Source organism: Carnimonas bestiolae, assembly GCF_051251145.1.
GTDB classification, from domain to species: Bacteria; Pseudomonadota; Gammaproteobacteria; order Pseudomonadales; family Halomonadaceae; genus Carnimonas; species Carnimonas bestiolae.
This window is the reverse complement of the sequence record NZ_JBPCZK010000007.1, coordinates 164,487-183,759: the sequence shown is the minus strand read 5'-3', so window position 1 is coordinate 183,759 and position 19,273 is coordinate 164,487. Positions and strand designations below refer to the sequence as shown.

Genomic DNA, 19,273 nt, shown 5'->3' with positions numbered 1-19,273 from the left:
CGCCAACCGCCAACCGCCAACCGCCAACCGCCAACCGCCAACCGCCAACCGCCAACCGCCAACCGCCAACCGCCAACCGCCAACCGCCAACCGCCAACCGCCAACCGCCAATCGCCAACCGCCAACCGCCGTGAAGATCATGCGTATTCGCTAATTACCGCGTTAGCGCTACAGTTAGTGAAAGACGCGCAAGGGTGGAGGCTGTGTCATGTTGGTATTGGTAAGCGGGGCGACAGGATTTGTGGGGCGGCGGCTATGTCAGCAGTTGCACCAGCAAGGGCATCGTATCGGTGTCATTAGTCGCGATCCCGAGCAGGCGGCAGCGCGTATCGGCGTTGACGTTATGGCGAGAAAAAGCGCCGAGGAGTTCGCAGATCAGCCGATCGATGCCATTGTCAATTTGGCGGGAGCGCCCATTTTTGGCAAGCGTTGGAGTGAACAGCGCAAGCGTGAGCTGATTGACAGTCGGGTGTCGATGACGCGCTCGCTGGTAGCGCTTTGCCATGCATTGGCCGAGCCGCCGCGTGTGATGGTGTCTGGATCGGCGATGGGTTTTTATGGCGATCAGGGGGATCGCGATGTTGACGAACACACCTTGCCACACCGGGAGTTTGCGCATCAGCTGTGCCACGAATGGGAGCAGGCCGCGGCCCCGCTGGCAAATAGCAATACTCGGCTGGTGATTGTGCGGCTTGGGCTGGTGCTCGATCCTGAGGGCGGCATGCTGAAGTCGTTGCTGCCGACGGTGCGGTTGTTCGCGGGGGCGCAGTTGAGCGATGGCCGTCAGTATATGCCGTGGATTTCATTGCAGGACACGGTGCGCGCGTTGCTGTGGCTGATGGAAAACGACAGTGCGGAGGGCGTGTACAACTTGAGCGCGCCGCATCCGGTGCGTAACCGTGAATTAATGAAGGCATTGGGAAGGGCAGTGCATCGTCCAGTGCCGTGGCGTGTGCCCGGAGTGATGCTGAAGCTAGGGTTAGGAGAGATGTCACGCATGCTGCTCACTGGCGCGGCGATGCGTCCCAGACGTTTGGTGGGAGAGGGTTTCCATTTCAAGCACGAAACGCTGCAGCAGGCGCTTGTAGCGCAGCTCGAGTAGCGAGCGCTGGTGATTCGATGCGGTATGAATGGCAACACGGCCGAGCATTGCGCTCGGCCGTGTTGGTTAAAGGAGAACTACGCTTAGTCGTCCACCCCTACCGTGACGATTACCCTGACGGCGTCGAAACGCAAACGGGTGCTGGCGATTGCGCTAGCCAGCGTGTCGCGCTCTTGTTGCAGGGCATCGATTTCGTCTTCGTGTACGGCAGGATTGCGCTGCTTCAGCGCGTTAAGGCGCGCAATTTCTGGATCGAGCCCCGCAGCAAGCTGCTGTTGGGCGTTCTCAATCAATGCAGGCAGTGCCTCCGCGGCCTTTGTCTCGGCCTGTGCAAACAGCTGACGCAGCTGCGGAATACATTGTTTGATCAACTCACGCGCGGTGGCCTTCTTAACGTTCTTCAGGTTATTGGCGAGCCCGCCGAACGACACCTTGTCGCTCAGGTCGGCACCCTGATCGTCGAGCAGCAGACGCACCGTAGTGGGCGGCAAAAAGCGTCCGGGCTGATAGCGCTTGGGAGCCGGCGTGTGGGTCACAAATACCATCTCTGCCATTAAGCGTCCGCCCGCAATGGCAGGGTGCTTAAGCAGCGCGAGTGCAGTGTTGCCTAAACTCGAATCGATGGTGCGTTCGAGCATTTCTCGCACCAGTGGATGCTCCCAGCTCAACCGCTCGATATCGTCTCGTTCAAGCGCTCGCTCGCGCAGTAGCGTGGCGCTGAAGCCTTCGTCGCCCTGCGCCAGCCCGGGCAGTCCGTCGATCATGTGCGGCCCTGGCAGCAAGTGCTGAATGCCGTTGCCCAGATCCTGACTATCAACGCCGAAAATATCGAAGGCTTGCTCGAGGTAGCGAGTAATTTTCTGGTCTTGATCGAGCTCATCAATGCCCTCGCGCAGCGCTTGCAGTGCTTCACTGCTGCGCTGATGCTGCGCCAGCAGGCGATAGCGACCTGCCGAGCGTTCGGCAATGCGTTGCTTAAGCAGCGCGGCGCTACTGTCGATCAGCTGCTCCAGTGCATCGCTATCGAGCCAGGCGTGGTCGAGTTCATCGGCAAAGTGCTCAAATAGCTCGCCTCCCAGCCCATTGGGCGAGCCGAAGGCGCGTAAACCTTCGTCATACCAGCGCGCTAGCGCTTGGTCAGGCGCATCTTCAAAGCAAAGTGCGTAAATATCGATCGGATGGGTTTGGCCAATACGATCCAAACGTCCGATACGCTGCTCCAGCAGCTCAGGGTTAGGCGGCAGGTCGAACAGCACCAGATGATGGCAGAACTGGAAGTTGCGCCCCTCGGAGCCAATTTCGGAACACACCAGAATGGGGCTGCCCCCTTCGCGATCAGCGAAGTCGGCGGCGGCACGATCGCGCTCGATCAGCGAGGTGTGCTCATCGAATACCGGCACCTGATGACCGTTGAGAATCTGGATGGCGGTGGCAAGCTCACGCGCCGTATCGTTGGCGTGACAAATGACCAGCGCTTTCTCACCGGGATGCTGCTTGATCCAGCGGCGTAGCCAGGTAACGCGCGGATCGATCTTCCACCACGGTTCAGCATCATCGCCGGCCAGCGCGGTATAGGTGGTTTCCGGATAAATCAGCAGCTCGGGGTAAGGAAGGTGATGCTCGACCAGCAGCGTATCGAGATAGTCCTCATCGCGATGCAAACGCTTGAGCGTGCGCGCATAAGCAGTGGGGGCAGCCAGCGGTTCCAGATGCAGTCGCCGCTCAGGGAAGCCCGGAATATCGCGGCGGCTGTTGTGGAACATCACGCGGCCAATACCGTAGCGATCCACCAGCAGTTGGCGCAGCCGCTGTAACGCGTCTGCTTGCGGTTGCTCTGAGGTGGTGGTGACAAGGTCGAGCTGCGCTTGAGCATCGGCGTCGTTGCTAATCAACGCGTCCAGTTTCGCTTGCGTAGATGCAGTGAGCGGTTCGCCCGCGCGCACCGTCGACTCAAGCTCGTCCAACACATCAGCCAGTGCCGCGAAGCCTTGCTCCTCTTCCTTGAAGGCCTCCAGCGAGTGATAGCGTTCCGGATCGAGAAGCTGCAGGCGTTCAAAGTGGCGCTCGATGCCCATCTGCTCAGGGGTGGCGGTCAGTAGTAATAGCCCGCAGTTGCCTTCGGCCAAGCGCTGCACGCAGTGGTAGCCGCTCTCTTCACGCTGGGCGTCGAGATGGTGCGCTTCATCAACGATCAGTAAATCCCAGTGCGCGGCCTGCGCCTCAAGCTGACGACGTGGATTGGCGAACAACCACTGCTGGCTGGCGATAATCCATTGGCTCGACTCGAACGGATTGGCGCTGCTGGAAAGCGCCTCGCTCTGGTGCTCGTCGAGCAGCGTGAAGGGCAATCCGAAGCGACGCCGCAGCTCGATCAGCCACTGATGGCTCAGGCTATCAGGTACCAGAATCAGTACCCGCGAAATACGCTCGGTGAGCAGTAAGCGGTGCAGAATCAGGCCGGCTTCGATGGTTTTTCCGAGCCCCACTTCGTCGGCCAGCATCACGCGCGGGCGGTGGCGAGCGCTTACATCGTGCGCGATATGCAGTTGGTGATCGACCAGATCGACGCGTGGGCCCGAGAAACCGTAAGCGGCGGCGCGTTCGATACGCTGAATATGCTGGCGTGAGCGGTAGCGTAGATTGAACCAGTCGTTGCGGTCGATCTGACCGGTGAGGATACGTTCGCGCGCCTGATGGAACTGCATACGATCGTTAAGTCGTGCTTCCGGCAGCTCGATGGTGTCGCTGCTGGATTGGCTTTCGTCGGTAGCGGCGGGAACGCAGTGATAGCTGAGCAGCCCTTGTTGCTCGTGTACGTCGCGCACACGGAGCGTTTGGCCATCATCGGATTCAATGATATCGCCAGCGCTGAAGGTTACCCGTGTCAGGGGAGCATCGCGCAAGCTGTAGGTTCGGGTTTCCTCGCTCGCGGAGAAAAGCACCATTACGGTACGGTAGTCGGTCTTTAAAATGGTGCCCAGGCCCAGGTCGGATTCACCGTCACTGATCCAACGCTGGCCAGGAATAAAATCGCTCATAGAGATTGCGGTTCGAGTCATTGAAGAGGAGAAATGCCGTCTTGTCCTGTTGCAGCCGATGGCACTGAGTGGCATCCAGCCGTTAACAGGGGCGCATATGGTAGCCGTTCTATGACATGTCATCATCCTTAAAAATGTCGCGGTGGTTGTCAATCAGCGTGCGTAATCCTGCGCAGTCCAGTGTGGTGACGCTGGCGGTAACGATTCGACCGCTACGATTCATTAGCACCAGCAAGGGCAGGTGCCTGACGCCCAAGGCGGTAGCCAGCTGTTGATGGCGGTCACGCAGTTGCGTGACGAGTGGCGTATCGGCAACAGACGCTGTATCTGGGCTAGTCTTAGGAGTGGAAGACCTGCCAGTGTCAGAAACCGAGCCAGCTTCAGGGCCAAAGAACGAGCCGGTGGCAGCAGAGGGCGCACTGGCGTTGATGGCGGAAAGCACCGCCAGCAAAGAGTCGCCCTGATTGACCGCCACCAGCGTTAACGGGGCGAGTGAATGCCCGCATTGCTGTAGTAGCGCGAGTTGTTGAGTGCTGGGCGCATCACTGCTTCGCCATAGCAATAGCAAGCGCGGCGTGAGCAGCCGCGGATCGAGTGTGGCCGTTTGTCCTGACAGGGTTTCGAGAGAAACGACGGGCAGCGTGGCAGGTAATGGGGTCGCCAGCGGGTCGTACCATGTACACACTAGCCAAATGACAATAGAGCAGCTCAATGATGGCAGATGGCGGTGCATGCCGATAAGCAGCATCAGACAGCTACTAATGGCATACAGTGGCCAGTGCTGTAGAAGCGTGTGGGGCGTTGTTGCTGGCGGTGCCAAGATGCTGAAACTGAATACGAGAAGTAGCCCGCAGGTCGCTGCCCAGCGCGCCATTGCCGGCTTGATAAGTGCCAACGGTAGCAGCGCCAGTGCGGTGTAGATGGCGCTTAGTGGCAGTGCCAGAAGTCCCCAATAGAGGATGTGCGTCATTCCAACCTGACCAGAATTTGATAATGAGTTCTGGCTTATCGGCGGTGAGCAGGCATACTTCCACCCTAAGCAACTATTTCTGTAGTAAGGGAATTAAGGGAAAAGTGGTGAATAAACCCCTTTCGGAGGCTGCCTGGGCGCACCAGCAGGCAGAGCAGCAGCACGGTAAATCCGGCCTGCAACTGCTGGGGCACGGGCTCGAAGCCTATGCACGCCGGATGCTATTGGCCGAACGTGCAGAGCAGCGCCTCGATATTCAAACCTATATTTTTGAAGATGGTCATAGCACGCGTCGCATGTTGCTGGCGATGATGGCTGCCGCTGAGCGTGGTGTAAAAGTACGTTTGCTGCTCGACGATCTTAGTGTGGGCCATCAGCAGGGGCGTCTCGCGCAGCTCGATTCGCATCCGAATATCGAAGTTCGCCTGTTTAATCCCGTGCGTTGGGGAAGACGTTTCACCGTAACCCGGCTACTGAGTCTGGCGCTCAACGTGAGGCGGTTGCACCGCCGCATGCACAATAAATTGTGGATAAGCGACGCGGCCTACGCCATTTGGGGCGGGCGCAATCTGAGTGATTTCTACTTCTCGGCAGAAACTGACAACTCGTTCATCGATCTGGATGTGCTGGGCGTGGGCGGCAACATCGTGCACGCCTTGTCGGGCAGTTTTGAGGCGTATTGGCGGCATCGTTTGGCGGTGCCGCTGAAGGCGTTTATCGCGTCAGGGCCGAATGCCTGGCACAAGCTGAAACAAGAACTGGAAGAGCGCTGCGCAGCGCCGTCGACGGCAGGCGAGCGTTTTGATGAAGGCGTCGAGGATTTGCGTGGCGATAGCCGCGACGCACTGTTAGAGCGACTTACCTGGGCACACGGGCGAGTGCTTTACGACTCTCCTGAAGCGGCAGCGGTAGAGGGGCCTCCTCCTGAGAAGCTGCGCATGAGCAGCAGGTTTGCGCAGGAGCTCGAGAGCGTTGAGCACAGTCTGGTCATTGCCGCAGGGTATTTCATTCCCGATGGTATCGATCGCCTCGACATTCACGCGCTATTGGCGCGCGGTGTAAAGCTGACCGTCATTACCAATGCGCTCGAGTCGACCGACGTGCCGCTGGTGCATGGTGGCTATGGGCCCTGGCGTGTGCCGCTGCTCGCCAAAGGGGTAAAGTTGTACGAAATTCGTCATCGCTCGCGAACGCGTCCGCGTTTGGATGCGCGGCTTCGCTCACGTTCGCGGCTAAAACTGTCGCGTCCCAATTCCTACGCGCTGCATGCCAAGACCTATGCCCTTGATTACGACCGCCTGATGATCGGCTCGTTTAATTTCGATCCGCGTTCGGTGTGGTGGAATTGCGAGCTTGGTGTGGTGATCGAAAGCGAAGCGCTCAACAAGGAATTACGCGGTATCAACGCCGTGAGTACGCTGCCCGAATTTAGCTATCGACTGAAGCTAATCAAAGGCAAGCTGCGCTGGAGTTCCATTTCTCGCAAAGGGAAGTTTCGCCACTACCATAGCGAAAGAGGCAACCTTTGGCGGCGCTGCCAAGCGCTGGTCGGTCGAATTCCGCTAATCAAACGGTTGCTGTAACGCTAGGCGGCCTGAGCTTCTACTGAGAAAGAGTCCGTTGTAGAAGTAGTTGTCACAGAGGTGCCGGGTGGGGAAGTTCTTGCCGGGGGAAGTGGGGCGGCGCAGTGGATCACTGCTGTGATTGCTCAACGCGGTAGCGAAGGCGCTCCGCACAAACAGCGCCGGTAGGGCGGTTATGGAACTACCAGCAAAGGATCGGGCAGCGCCGTCTAACGTGACGAACGCTGCCCGATTTTTTCGCTACTCGAATACCACGGTGCGTTTGCCATCGAGCAGCACTCGATGTTCAAGCTGCAGGCGTACGGCGCGCGCCAGCACGCGGCACTCAGTGTCGCGGCCAATCGACGCCATGGTGTCAGCCGTCATGGCGTGATCCACACGCTGCACGTCCTGTTCGATAATCGGGCCTTCGTCGAGATCGGCGGTAACGTAGTGGGCCGTCGCACCAATCAGTTTAACGCCGCGCTGATAGGCCTGATGATAAGGGCGTGCGCCCTTGAAGCTAGGCAGGAAGGAGTGGTGAATATTAATCACCTTGCCCGACAGCCTGGCGGACAGATCGTCAGATAGAATCTGCATGTAGCGTGCGAGAATCACCAAATCGACGCGTTGCTCATCGATCAGCTCGAGCAGCTTCTGCTCCTGCGCCGCCTTGTTGTCGGGGGTTACCGACAGATGGTGGAACGGAACGCCTTCTTGCTCGGCGCGTACCCGAAACGTCTCGTGGTTCGAAACGATCGAGGTAAGCTCCATCGGCAGCAGCCCAGTGCTATGCCGATACAGCAGGTCATTTAGGCAGTGGCCTTGCTTCGAGACCATAATAAGTACGCGCGGTTTAACGGCAGTGTCGTGAAGTGCCCACGCCATCTCGTACTCTCTAGCAACGCCAGCAAAGCCCTCGCGGAAGCTCGCGTAGCCTACCTCGTCGGCGACTTCACAGCAGATGCGCATGAAGAAGCGGCCGCTTTCGCGATCAGTGTATTGCCCACTTTCAACGATATTGCCGCCCTGCGCGGCGATTGCATTCCCTACTGCGGCCACGATCCCAATACGATCGTGGCAGGAAAGCGTCAGAATCAGGGTGGTCATGGCGTGCCATTCTCCGTTAACCAACTATTCAATGGCGCGCAGTATACCCCCTTTATGGGCAATTTCATTGTTGCGGTAAACGCGGGCGTCTCGGCTTCAGCCAGGAAACAAGCGCTAACTGTGGCGAACCAGCTCAATCAGGCGGCACGCGTTATCTTGACCGGAATCGATTTCGCTGCCGGTGTGCCGCTGGTTCGGTCGTAGTAGTCGAGCGGCAGCAGCGGATTCAGCTCAGGGTAATAGCCGGCGATAGAACCGCGCGGCATGGCGTATTCGAGCACCGTCAGCTCAGTGACTTCGCGATCCACTGCATCGCTGCTGATCGTTTTCAAGCTGATCTTTTCGCCCGGCGTGAGCCCTCGTTCCTTGATATCGTCGATGTTCATGAACACCACCATGCGGTCGTTGTACACCCCGCGATAGCGGTCGTTGTTGCTGTAGATGGTGGTATTGAACTGGTCGTGCGAGCGAATGGTCGAGAGTCGCAGCATCTCGGCATCATCCACCGGATCGTTCACCTCAAGCCCCGGCAATACCAGGAAGTTGGCCTTGCCATTTGGGGTTTTCCATACTCGCTCGCGCGGGCCATTGTAGAGATGGAAACCGTGCGGATCCTTGATCTTCTCGTTGAAGTCGCGGTAAAGCGCGGGATACACCTCGGCGATCTTGTCGCGAATCAAGCCATAGTCGTCGATGTAGTCTGCCCACGGAGTAGTGCTGTCGGGAAGTGCTGCCATGGCCATCCGGCAGACGATTTCCGTTTCGGGCATCAGCGTATCGCTGGCCGGTGCAAGTACTCCCTTAGAGGCGGTCACGTTGGACATCGAGTCTTCGATGGTGACGAACTGCTCGCCCTTGGCGGTAAAAATCTGCTCGGAGCGCGACACGACTGGAAGAATCAGCGAGTCCTTGCCATGCACCAGATGGCCGCGGTTGAGCTTGGTTGAGATATTGACGGTCAAATCGAGCGACGCCATGGCTTTGTATGAGGCTTCGGTATCAGGAATGGCGCGCACGAAGTTGCCGCCCATGCCAATAAATACCCGCGCCTCGCCTTTCATCATTGCGGCCACCGACTCAACGGTATGGTGGCCATGCTCGCGCGGCGGCTCGAAGTCGAACGCTTTGGCAAGGCTGTCGAGATATTCCTCGGTGGGCTTCTCATCGATGCCGACGGTGCGGTCGCCTTGGACGTTGGAGTGGCCGCGAATCGGGGAGATACCGGCGCCCGGCTTGCCGTAGTTGCCTTTGAGCAGCAGCAGATTGCTGACCTGCTGCAACAGCTTCGATCCTTGCTGGTGCTGGGTAAGCCCCATGCCGTAACAGATCATGGTGGCATTCGAGCTGATGTACACGTTGGCAAGGCGCTCGATCTGCTCGCGGCTGATGCCAGAGTGATGCTCAATCGCCTCCCATTCGAGCGGCTCTACATCGGCGCGCAGCGCATCAATGCCGTCGGTGTGCGTGTTAACGAAGTCCCAATCGATAATCCCGCCTTCCGCGTCATCGCGCTCGAATACGATCTTCATCATGCCTTTTAGGATGGCAAGATCGCCGCCAATCTTGACGTGTACGAATTCGCTGGAGATTTTCGTTGAGCCAAAGGTCGCCATCTGAATGATGTCCTGCGGCTCGGCAAACTTTATCAGCGCACGCTCAGGCATCGGATTGATGGTAATGATCGGCACGCCGCGCTTACTGGCTTCCACCAGATTGGTCATCATGCGCGGTGAGTTGGTGCCGGTATTTTGGCCGATCACGAACAGCGCCTCGGTGTGCTCAAAGTCCTCGAGCACCACGGTGCCTTTACCGATGCCGATCGACGCGGGCAGGCCGCGGCTGGTCGGCTCGTGGCACATGTTCGAGCAGTCGGGAAAGTTGTTGGTGCCGAACTGACGAATCATCACCGCGTAAAGGAAGGCGGCTTCGTTAGGGGTGCGGCCAGAGGTGTAAAACTCGGCCTGATGCGGTGAATCAAGCTCGCGCAGATGCTTGCCAATCAGCGCGAAGGCCTCGTCCCAGCTTACCGGCACGTAGCGGTCAGTGGCTGCGTCGTAGCGCATGGGCTCGGTGAGGCGGCCTTGCTTCTCAAGCCAGAAGTCCGACTGCTCCATCAGCTCGGTAACGCTGTGCTGCTCGAAAAATTCGCGGGTGACGCGGAATTTGGTGGCTTCGTGGGCAAGGGCTTTGGCACCGTTCTCGCAAAACTCCAGCGTCTTCTTGCAGTCAGGATCGGGGAAGGCGCAGCTGGGGCACTTGAAGCCGCCCGGCTGGTTCATCGACAGCAGTGCTTTCGAGCCCTTGGTAATAACGCTTTCCTGCATCAGCACCTTGGCGGTCGCGGCGGCGGCTCCCCAGCCTCCGGCGGCGTGCTTATAGGGTTTGTAGCTGGGGTTCTGCGCCATGCTGAGTCTCCTTACCTGTGCCAGTAATGTCACGGTCGTGTGCTGCGCGGCTATGCTGCTGCGTCTGTTTGCCAAGGGGCGATGCCCGATACGCGGTGAGGGTGGGAAGCGCAACTCGCTGCCAAGTGAACGGGTACAACTGGGTAGGTGGCGCTTCTCCGAATGGTTTCTACTGTAAAACATCTGGCGATATTGCGCGATGAGCAGCGATCACAAACTGCCTTCCTGCCTAACAAAAGGGGATATCTCAGGGGGCTGTGAGCAGGGGCTGAGAAAGGTGGGTGGGGTAGTGGTGCCGCTTTTTATAGCGCAAAAAAAGGCCGGCATAAAAATGCCGACCTGGAGTAACGCCTGGTGTGGATTAGTCGATGCGTGGGTGCTGCTCGACCAGATCCTTACGCTGTTTTGCCAGTGCTTCCATCTGTTCGTCGATGTCTTCGATCTGGCTTTCGATATCATCGTGATGCTCGGCGAGTACTTCTTTCGCTTCCTGCTTATCAAGCGCGGCAGGGGTAGAGCCCATTAGCGGCTTACGCGCGCTTTCCGCAGTGATAAGAATCATCACCATGCCGATCACCGCAGTGATCATCATGTAGTAGGCGGGCAGCATGTCGTTGCCGAAGGTATCGACCAGCCAGGTAGAGAACAGCGGCGTAGTACCACCGAACAGCGAGGTAGAGATATTCAGCGCTACTGCAATGGCACCATAGCGGATAGCGGTCGGGAACAGTGCCGGCAGCGTGGAGGCCATTGAAGCGGTGAAGCAGGTCTGGAACGCGCCCATGATCATCAGGCCCGCGAAGATGACCGCAATGCTATCGGAGTGCAGCATCATGAAGCACGGGATGGAGAAGATCAGGAAGCCCAGACAGCCGGAGAAGATGACCGGACGACGGCCAAAGCGGTCGGTCGCCAGGCCCATGAACGGCTGGATGATAATCATCACCGCCATGACTGCAATCAGCAGCCACAGGCCGTGGCTGGCAGAGTGGCCGACCACCTCAGAGAGGTAGGAAGGCATGTACGCCAGCACCATGTAGTTGGTCGCCATGTACACCAGCACCAGCCCCATGCACAGCAGCAGTGGACGCCAGTGGCCAGAGACCATGGTGGTCAGGCCCTGAGTGGCGGATTCCTGTGCTTTCTGTGCTTCTTCGTCGTCTTCGGTCTGCTCGAACGCCGGCGTTTCTTCGAGACGCAGACGCATGTAGATACCGATCAGGCCAAGCGGACCCGCGATGAAGAAGGGAATACGCCAGCCCCAGCTGTACAGGTCAGCTTCGCTGAGGAACTGCTGCACCAGCGTGGCGATCAGCGCCGCGGCGATATAGCCGATGAAGGTACCGAACTCGAGCCAGCTGGTCAGGAAGCCGCGGATACGGTCAGGTGCGTGCTCGGCAAGGAAGGTCATCGCGCCGCCGAACTCGCCGCCAGTAGAGAAGCCCTGCAGCAAACGTAGGCATAGCAGCAGAATAGGTGCCCAGATACCAATGGTGTCGTAGCTGGGAATCAGGCCAATACAGAAGGAACTGACTGACATCAGCACCATGGTAAAGGCGAGTACCTTTTGGCGTCCGAGCTTATCGCCCAGCGGACCCAGCACCAGACCACCGATGGGGCGGGCAAGGAAGGCCGCAGCGAAGGCACCGAACGAGGCCATCATCTGGATGCCGGGGCTGCTTCCGGGGAAGAACACTACCCCGATAATGGCGGCGAGATAGGCGTAAACACCCATGTCGAACCATTCCATCGCGTTACCCAGCGAGGTGCCTAGAATTGTGCGCTTCAGCGTTGATTTCTCAACCAGTGTTACGTCGTTGAGGGTAAGTGCGCGTCTTTTGCTGCGTTTCTTTTTACTGCCGGGGGTATGGGCGGTCGTAACTGCCATGATTCATCCTCGGTTGAGTTTCGATCAGCGTTTTCTTAATGATACGCCTGATAATTCGACGCCATATCATAAGGACTATTAATGCTAAGGGAAGCGCTCATTATACCTCTGGCTTATAGACAGCGCCGTTGGATCGCGCTTCAAGCTGCATGAATAGCGGGCTGCTCGGGGGTTGACAGAATATTGTGTCTTTCTGTTATTGAGCTGAAATGAGCAAATTTCGCCGCTGAATCCGGTTTTTTCTGAAACGTTGTCAACAATTTAGCGGCACGCCCTTCGTTGATACGACGGTAGAGGGCCTGCCGCAAGGCGGATTAGCACAGTGTGTACCTGGTTATTCGTTAGCCATGGAGTGGCGCAATGCGGGCTCTGCGTTATATCGATAGCCAGAGCAGGATAGCGCGCTCCACTATTTTCCCTTGACCGGCAGCGGCCGCTGTTCCTCGAGGGTTTCCATGACGAAGTGGGTGACCACATCCTTGAGCTCGATATGCTCCGTAATCTGCCGGTAGGTGGCATCGAAGGACGCCATATCCTGAGTCACCAGCTTCAAACAGTAGTCGTAGCTACCACCAACCCGATAAAAATCGACCACCTCCGGCGTGCGCGACACGATATTGCATAGATGGTCGTGCCATAGCGCCGTGTATTGCCCCGCCTTTAGCATCATGAAAACCGTCATGTTAAGCCCCAGCCGATGGCGATTCACCACCGCAGTGTAGCGATCGATAATACCGCTCTTCTTGAGCGCCTGAAGTCGACGCCAGCAAGCGTTTTGCGACAGCCCAGTCAGGTCGGCTAATTCACGCTGGGAACGCGTGCTATCGCGCTGAAGCTCAGCCAGCAAGCGCCGGTCAATATGATCTAGATTCACGCCATTTTTCCTATAAATGTTTTAATTGTTCCGCTAAATAAACAAAAAATGATAGTGAATACAACATTGGTAGTAGGATAATCTTGGGGTGTGTCGGAAGTTATTGATTTACCGGCCTTATATGAAACGTTTGTGCATAACGTTAGAAACAAAAAACGCCAGATTCTTATAAATAGAAGAGCGGCGTAACGATCGAACAAGAATAAGAGGGGCGGTTCGCGGCAGGTAGTGATTGAGTATGCCTGCGTCGCTGTGCCCCGCGTTGCCTTACCGCATGGAGTGGTTAACAGTCTGTCAGTGAGCATTCGATTAGCCGCTCCATGTTTTTATTGCTTGTTCCGCGAAGACCTTCAGCACCTGATAAAAGAGATCACCGCGATGCCGGCATCGAAGGATTCCAAGCTCGACGTTGACGCGTCCCCTTTCTGGGAAACGCGTGGAAAATGGCGTTGGAAAATACTGATTGCTATCGCACTGCTTGTTTCATTTGCGGCGCATATCGCCGTGTATCTAAAACTGACCGAGCACCGCACGCCGCCCAAACCAACGCGAGTTGCCAGTGCGCAAACCGTGACGGTCAATCTGACCCAACAGCAGGCTGCACCCCAGCCGCAGTCGCCACCGCCGCCCGCTCAGCCACCCGAACCTAGCCACGCTCAGCAGCGCGCGGTAGAAGACCCCCTGGCTACCCGCAAGCGTCCGCCGCACAAGCACGGTGAAAAGAACGCCCAGCGGGATGATCAGCGCAAGCAGCGCCCTGATCCCAAACCAACACCGAAACCTGCACCGAAGCCGCCTCGGCCAACGCCTAAGCCCGCTGAAAAGCCTCCACGGCCTACGCCCAAGCCGGCTGAAAAGCCCGCTCAGGCAGCACCAAGCCAGTCCGCAGCGGCAAGCAAGAAACCGGCACCCGAGAGCCGTAGCCAGTCGGCATCGCAACAGTCCGCCAGCGCGGCCAAGGTACGCAATGCGCAGTCGCGCGGAGTCGCTAGCGACCGTCAGAATTGGAATAGTCAGGCCGTCGCCAAGCTGGAAGCCGCCAAGCGTTATCCACCGGCGGCGCGGCAACGACGCCAGCAGGACGTGATCCGCGTCATGATGACCGTTAACCGCCAGGGGCGCATCGTGCAGCACCGCATTGTGATGAGCCATCACGTGATGCTGCTTGATCGCGAAGTAGACCGCATGATGTCGAGCGTTAAGTTGCCGCCGCTGCCGGATTCGATTCCCGGCGAGACAATCACGGTCATGGTGCCCATCAATTTTCGCGTTACCGGTAGCTGAGGAACCTTGCGTAGTGCCGAGATCGCTGTCGTATCTCACCCATAAGTCGCCATCGTTTTGGCGAAGAAGTGCCCGATTTCAACCACTGTGAGCCGTATCAATGAACAACCAACAACAATATGCAATTAGTACCAACGAGCAGGATTTTCACGACCACGTGCTGGCCGCCCGTGGCGTGGTGTTAACGTATTGGTGGGCAGATTGGTGCGGGCCTTGCAAGGAATTCAAGCCAGTGTTGTACGACTTCGTTGCCAGTTTTGGTGACGAAGTAGCGCTGTGCACCATCGACGCCGATGCTGCGGTAGCGCTGACCCGAGAATACAACGTACGCAGTCTGCCGACGCTGATTGTGTTCGTTAACGGTGAACAGCAGCAGCGCCTTTCGGGTGTGGTCTCGAAGTCGCGCATCTTCGCGCTGGTCGATGAGTTCATTGAGGAGTAGCGGAAGAATGCAAATGACCGCCTACAGAAACGATGCCTCGCTGCGCTCAGAGGTTCTTCAAAAGCTAGCGGATTTCATCGCGTCTGATCGCTGGGACCACCGCCCGCTGTATTGGGATGGCACCAAAGGCAGCATTGTGGGGCAGCTGATTCAAGGCGATAACGTTAGCGACTGGGAAGCACAAACCGGACTGCCTGCGTGGGTGGGCATGCTGGCGGATATGCTGGTGTTCATGGGGCCGGATGATCGCGAAGCATTGCGCGTCGCCGTTGATCTACTGGGCACCATTGAAGGAGGGCAGCCGCTCGAACGCACGGCTGGCGTGTGCGTGCTCAATTTGCTTACTCACCCCCGCATTGGCCTGCTTGGGCAAGGCATTGAGTTTCCTGAGCCTCTGCAGCAGGTGTTCGACGAGATTGTCGCTACCTATCGTCGCTTTGTGTGCGGTGACACCATTTCCGATCGCGAATGGCGAGCGATTCGACGCCGGGTCATTTTCTGCGTCGATGATCTTGAAGAAGGCTCGATGGCAGAGTACGCGGGGCGCTGCATTGAGGCGGCCGCGTGGAACCCCACTACGTCATTTACGGTAGTGGCAGATAGCTTCAAGTCGCTGTTTACGCTGCGCAATGAGCACGAATTTGGCTACTACCCTTGGTCGAGCGACGATTATCAGCGCCTTCAGGCATTAAGCCGTCAGGTGATCGAAGAAGCGCCCGAAGGGGCTTTCTCCAACGCCGACTCGCCGTATTACATGGACGTGGTGCATCGCCATGATCCTGTACTGGTGGATCGTTACTACGCCTTCCAGCGTCACCGTACCGCATTGGCGGAGCGTATTTGGCGCGAACTCACCGAGATTTTGTTCCAGGCCTTCAGGGTTGATCATCAAACGCCAGTGCCGCTGCGGCCGCGATCCGACTTCTTCGCGCATCCCCAGCGTGGCTCGTTTACCTTAAGCGGTGACGGCCAGTGGCTCGCCTGGACGGTCAATCATGAGGGCGCCATGAATGTTTGGGTGGCGCCGCGTGATGATCTTTCCGCTGCCCGTCAGGTAACGTTCAATCCGCGCGGCATTTCAGGGTATTCGTGGGCGCCGCTGCCCGGCACGCTGGTGTTCATGCAAGACAAGGACGGCGATGGGGCGTGGAAGCACTACATCGTTGATCTGGAAAGCCTTGAGCCTCGGGAACTGCTGCCTGGCTTCGGCGAGGCACGTATCGGTCTGATGGGCACCAGCCGCAAGTTTCCCGGCGAGATTGTCGTCTCGATCAATGATCGTGATCCCAACCTGGGCGATATCTATCGCGTTAGCCTGACGACCGGTGAACGCACGCTAATCATGGAGAACCCCGGGCTTTCTGGCTATCTGTACGACGATGAATACAACGCCTTGTTTGCGTTGGAGCGCACCACCGATGGTGGCACCCAGATGCTTAAACGGTCGCCCGAAGGTGAGTGGCATGCGTGGCTGAAATGGGACTTCGAGGACGCGCGCATGTCAGGGCCTTCCCACCTGAGTGCCGATGGCCGAGTGCTGTATGCGTTCGATAGCCGCGAACGAGATACCGCCGCACTGGTCGCCATTGATGTCGAATCCGGTGAATCGCGCGTTGTTGCCGAGCATCCGAAAGCGGATATCGCGGGCACCATCAACGATTTGGTCGATCGCCACCCACTGGCGTACGGCGTGAACTACACCCAGTTCGAGCGCGTGGTGCTGGACGACGCACTGCGTGACGACGTGGCGTTTCTCGATACCGTCGGTATTGGCGAGTGGAATCTGGCGGATCGCAGCGACGATGATCGCGTTTGGCTGGTGATGGCGGCGGCGGATATTCAGCCGGGTGCAGTGTATATCTTCGACCGTGACAAGCGTGACGTCACGCTGCTGCACTCTTTCCGCCCTGAGCTCGATGACCTAGAGCTGGCACCGATGACGCCGGTGATTATTCCATCGCGCGATGGTCTTGAGCTGGTGTCGCTGCTCAGCGTTCCGCCGCGGGATTACCTGGCGACCGCGCTGACCAAACAGCCGTTGCCGCTGGTGCTGTTGGTGCACGGTGGCCCGTGGACCCGTGACAGCTACGGCTACAGCGCGACGCACCAGTGGCTGGCGAATCGTGGTTATGCGGTATTGGCGGTTAACTTCCGCGGCTCGATTGGCTTCGGCAAAGCGTTCATCAATGCCGGTGATGAAGAGTGGGGCGGCAAGATGGACGATGACTTAATCGATGCCGTTAATTGGGCCGTTGAGCAAGGCATTGCCGACCCGCAGCGGGTGGCCATTATGGGCGCTTCCTACGGCGGCTATGCGGTGCTATCCGGACTGACGCGCTTCCCTGACACCTATGCCTGCGGTATCGATATCGTAGGGCCAGCCAACCTTGAAACCCTGCTACAGACCATTCCTTCTTACTGGAAGGCGGCGCTGCATGCCCAGTACCGCGCGATCGGTGACCCGGCCACCGAGCACGGTCGCAAGCTGCTTAGAGAGCGCTCACCGGTGTATCGCGCTGGGAATATTCGTGCGCCGCTGCTGATTGGTCAGGGCGGCAACGATCCGCGCGTTAACAAGGCCGAATCGGAACAAATGGTCGCTGCGCTCAAGCGCAACGAAGTGCCGGTGATCTATGCGTACTATCCTGATGAAGGGCACGGCTTTGGCCGCGAGGCCAACGTTGGTTCCTTCAATGGGCTGGTGGAAACCTTCCTGGCGCGCCATTTGGGCGGACGTGCCGAGCCGTGGTCGAGCGCCGACTATCCGGGCACCTCACTTGATCTCTCGGCCAGCACTGCATCGCTCGACGATGCCGAAGGAGGCGCGCCATGAGCACGTCTCACTCGCAAGCCTCGTTTTCGCCGGATGATGTGCGGTTGGGCAAGCGGCTGTTTGCCCGCCTGTGGCGACTGATCAAGCCGTACTGGGCGCGCAAGGCGTGCTGGAAATCGTGGCTGATTCTGCTGTTTTTGCTGTCATCGATTTTCTGGGGCGCCTACACCGGCATTGTCTCTTCTTACAAAATGAAGGACATGACCAACGCCTTGGTCAATCACGAAAGCCACACCTTCTACTGGTCGCTCGCGTTTTTTATCGGGCTGTCGCTGCTGTCGATGCTAACCACGCCGATCATGCAGATTGCCGAAGCCTGGCTGGATGCGGATTGGCGAAAGTGGCTAACGTCGCATTTGATCAATAACTATCTGGCGCGGCGTACCTACTATCACATTGCCGTGTACGGCGATCTTGATAACCCCGATCAGCGTATTCAGGAAAACGTAAAACCGTTCGTAACGTCAGCGGCCAGCTTTCCTAGTCAGGTGGTGGCCGGTTTCGTGGCGTCGGCGAGCAGTCTGGGCACGCTGATGACCATGGATGTCTCGATGCTGATCGCGGTGTGCATTTATGGCGTGGTGCAGTGCGTGGTGCTGTTTGCGATCAATATTCCGCCTATCAAGCAGAACATGGAGTCGCAAATTGCCGAGGCAGATTTGCGTCACGGGCTGCTGCACGTGCGTGAAAACGCCGAGGCCATCGCGTTCTATCATGGCGAAAAACAAGAGCAGGAACAGCTGGCGGTGCGCCTGTGGGTCGCCATCAAGAAGCAGCTCAAGATTGCTTACTATCAGGCCATTGTGTACTTCGGCGCCTACAACATTCTGGCAGTGGTATGGACCGCGATGCCGTTTCTGGTGCTGGGACCGAAGGTGCTTAGCGGCGATATGGACCTGGGCACGCTGAATCAGGCAACCATGCTGGCGACGATGAGCCTTGGCGCGTTTCGTACCCTGGCCAACTTCCTGCCTACCATCAGTGGGGCGGCACCCCAGGCGGTGCGTCTGGCGCATATTCAGGAGCGCTTCGCCGAGATGGACGAAGACGCGGTGAACTCCAGCGGACATTCGATCCAGATCACGCGCGGTGCCGACCATGTGCGTTTGCACGATGTATGCCTTGAAACTCCGCGCGGTGAGCAGCGGTTGGTGCAGCATCTATCGCTTCAACTGGACGCGGGCCAGAGCCTGTCGATTATCGGTCAGACCGGCGTTGGCAAAAGCTCGCTGCTGCGCGCTATGTCGGCATTGTGGACACGTGGCAGCGGCACCATCGAAATGCCTGATGGTGAGGAGTGTCTATTCTTACCACAGCGCCCTTACATGACGCTGTCTGACTTGCGCACGCAAATTATCTATCCCAGCAAGCAGTATCACACGGACGAAGAGCTCCAGCGGGTGATGGATCACGTTTGCCTGCCGCAGCTCGCTGAAAAGTACGGTGGCTTCGACGCGGTTAACGATTGGGGGCGGGTGCTGTCGCTGGGTGAGCAGCAGCGCCTAGCGTTCGCCCGCGTCATTATCAACGAGCCGCGTTTCGTGTTTCTCGATGAAGCCACCAGCGCAGTGGATTTCCGCACCGAAACTGCGCTGTACAAGGCGCTTGCGGCAACCGGCGCCAGTTTTGTCAGCGTGGGCCACCGCGACACCATCATCGGCTTCCACACCCAGGTGCTGGAAATGAAGGCGAAGGGTGAGTGGGAGCTTAAGCGCCCCGAAGACATCGCGCCGCAACGACATTCATAGACATACACCACAGCGAT

General features: G+C 58.0%; 12 protein-coding genes. 6 read left to right on the top strand and 6 right to left on the bottom strand.

The genetic code is table 11. The features are described from left to right. Positions 1–208: 208 nt before the first annotated feature. Positions 209–1,102 (top strand): TIGR01777 family oxidoreductase, encoded by an 894-nt coding sequence (locus R84865_RS10090; RefSeq protein WP_435639573.1) that lies wholly within the window; start codon positions 209–211, stop codon positions 1,100–1,102. Positions 1,103–1,185: 83 nt separating this feature from the next. Here the strand turns inward: R84865_RS10090 and rapA are convergent, their stop codons facing one another. Together rapA and R84865_RS10080 are read right to left on the bottom strand one after the other, a co-directional pair. Continuing rightward, complete coding sequence (gene rapA / locus R84865_RS10085) at positions 1,186–4,140, bottom strand: RNA polymerase-associated protein RapA (RefSeq protein ID WP_435639572.1); 2,955 nt, start codon at positions 4,138–4,140, stop codon at positions 1,186–1,188. Between the two features lie 109 nt (positions 4,141–4,249). Continuing rightward, a complete protein-coding gene (locus R84865_RS10080) occupies positions 4,250–5,110 on the bottom strand; it encodes a hypothetical protein (RefSeq protein ID WP_435639571.1) in 861 nt (286 codons plus the stop codon). Between the two features lie 107 nt (positions 5,111–5,217). Here R84865_RS10080 and R84865_RS10075 point away from each other — a divergent pair, with 107 nt between their 5' ends. Continuing rightward, the gene (locus tag R84865_RS10075; RefSeq protein ID WP_435639570.1) at positions 5,218–6,693 is read left to right on the top strand and encodes a phospholipase D family protein; all 1,476 of its coding nucleotides are present in this window, start codon (positions 5,218–5,220) and stop codon (positions 6,691–6,693) included. Positions 6,694–6,933: 240 nt separating this feature from the next. Here the strand turns inward: R84865_RS10075 and purU are convergent, their stop codons facing one another. The 4 genes from purU to R84865_RS10055 all read right to left on the bottom strand — a co-directional run bounded on the left by purU (position 6,934) and on the right by R84865_RS10055 (position 12,949). After that, on the bottom strand, positions 6,934–7,782 hold the full coding sequence (gene purU / locus R84865_RS10070; protein ID WP_435631883.1) for a formyltetrahydrofolate deformylase: 849 nt from the start codon (positions 7,780–7,782) through the stop codon (positions 6,934–6,936). Positions 7,783–7,919: 137 nt separating this feature from the next. Beyond that, positions 7,920–10,187 carry an FdhF/YdeP family oxidoreductase gene (locus R84865_RS10065; protein ID WP_435631882.1) on the bottom strand — a complete coding sequence of 756 codons (2,268 nt, stop codon included), beginning with the start codon at positions 10,185–10,187 and terminating at the stop codon, positions 7,920–7,922. Positions 10,188–10,548: 361 nt separating this feature from the next. Next, complete coding sequence (gene proP, locus R84865_RS10060) at positions 10,549–12,075, bottom strand: glycine betaine/L-proline transporter ProP (RefSeq protein ID WP_435639569.1); 1,527 nt, start codon at positions 12,073–12,075, stop codon at positions 10,549–10,551. Positions 12,076–12,484: 409 nt separating this feature from the next. Next, positions 12,485–12,949, bottom strand: coding sequence for an Lrp/AsnC family transcriptional regulator (locus tag R84865_RS10055; RefSeq protein WP_435639568.1), 465 nt, complete (start codon positions 12,947–12,949; stop codon positions 12,485–12,487). Between the two features lie 378 nt (positions 12,950–13,327). Between R84865_RS10055 and R84865_RS10050 the strand changes: the two genes are divergently transcribed. From R84865_RS10050 to R84865_RS10035, 4 genes are all read left to right on the top strand, one after another. Further along, positions 13,328–14,233, top strand: coding sequence for an energy transducer TonB (locus R84865_RS10050; protein ID WP_435639567.1), 906 nt, complete (start codon positions 13,328–13,330; stop codon positions 14,231–14,233). 100 nt (positions 14,234–14,333) lie between these two features. Further along, positions 14,334–14,675 (top strand): thioredoxin family protein, encoded by a 342-nt coding sequence (locus tag R84865_RS10045; RefSeq protein WP_435631878.1) that lies wholly within the window; start codon positions 14,334–14,336, stop codon positions 14,673–14,675. A gap of 13 nt (positions 14,676–14,688) precedes the next feature. Next, positions 14,689–17,508 carry a S9 family peptidase gene (locus R84865_RS10040; RefSeq protein WP_435639566.1) on the top strand — a complete coding sequence of 940 codons (2,820 nt, stop codon included), beginning with the start codon at positions 14,689–14,691 and terminating at the stop codon, positions 17,506–17,508. Further along, positions 17,505–19,256, top strand: a complete 1,752-nt coding sequence (locus tag R84865_RS10035; protein ID WP_435639565.1) for an ABC transporter ATP-binding protein/permease — start codon at positions 17,505–17,507, stop codon at positions 19,254–19,256. Before R84865_RS10040 ends, R84865_RS10035 begins: the two co-directional genes overlap by 4 nt. Positions 19,257–19,273 lie beyond the last annotated feature (17 nt).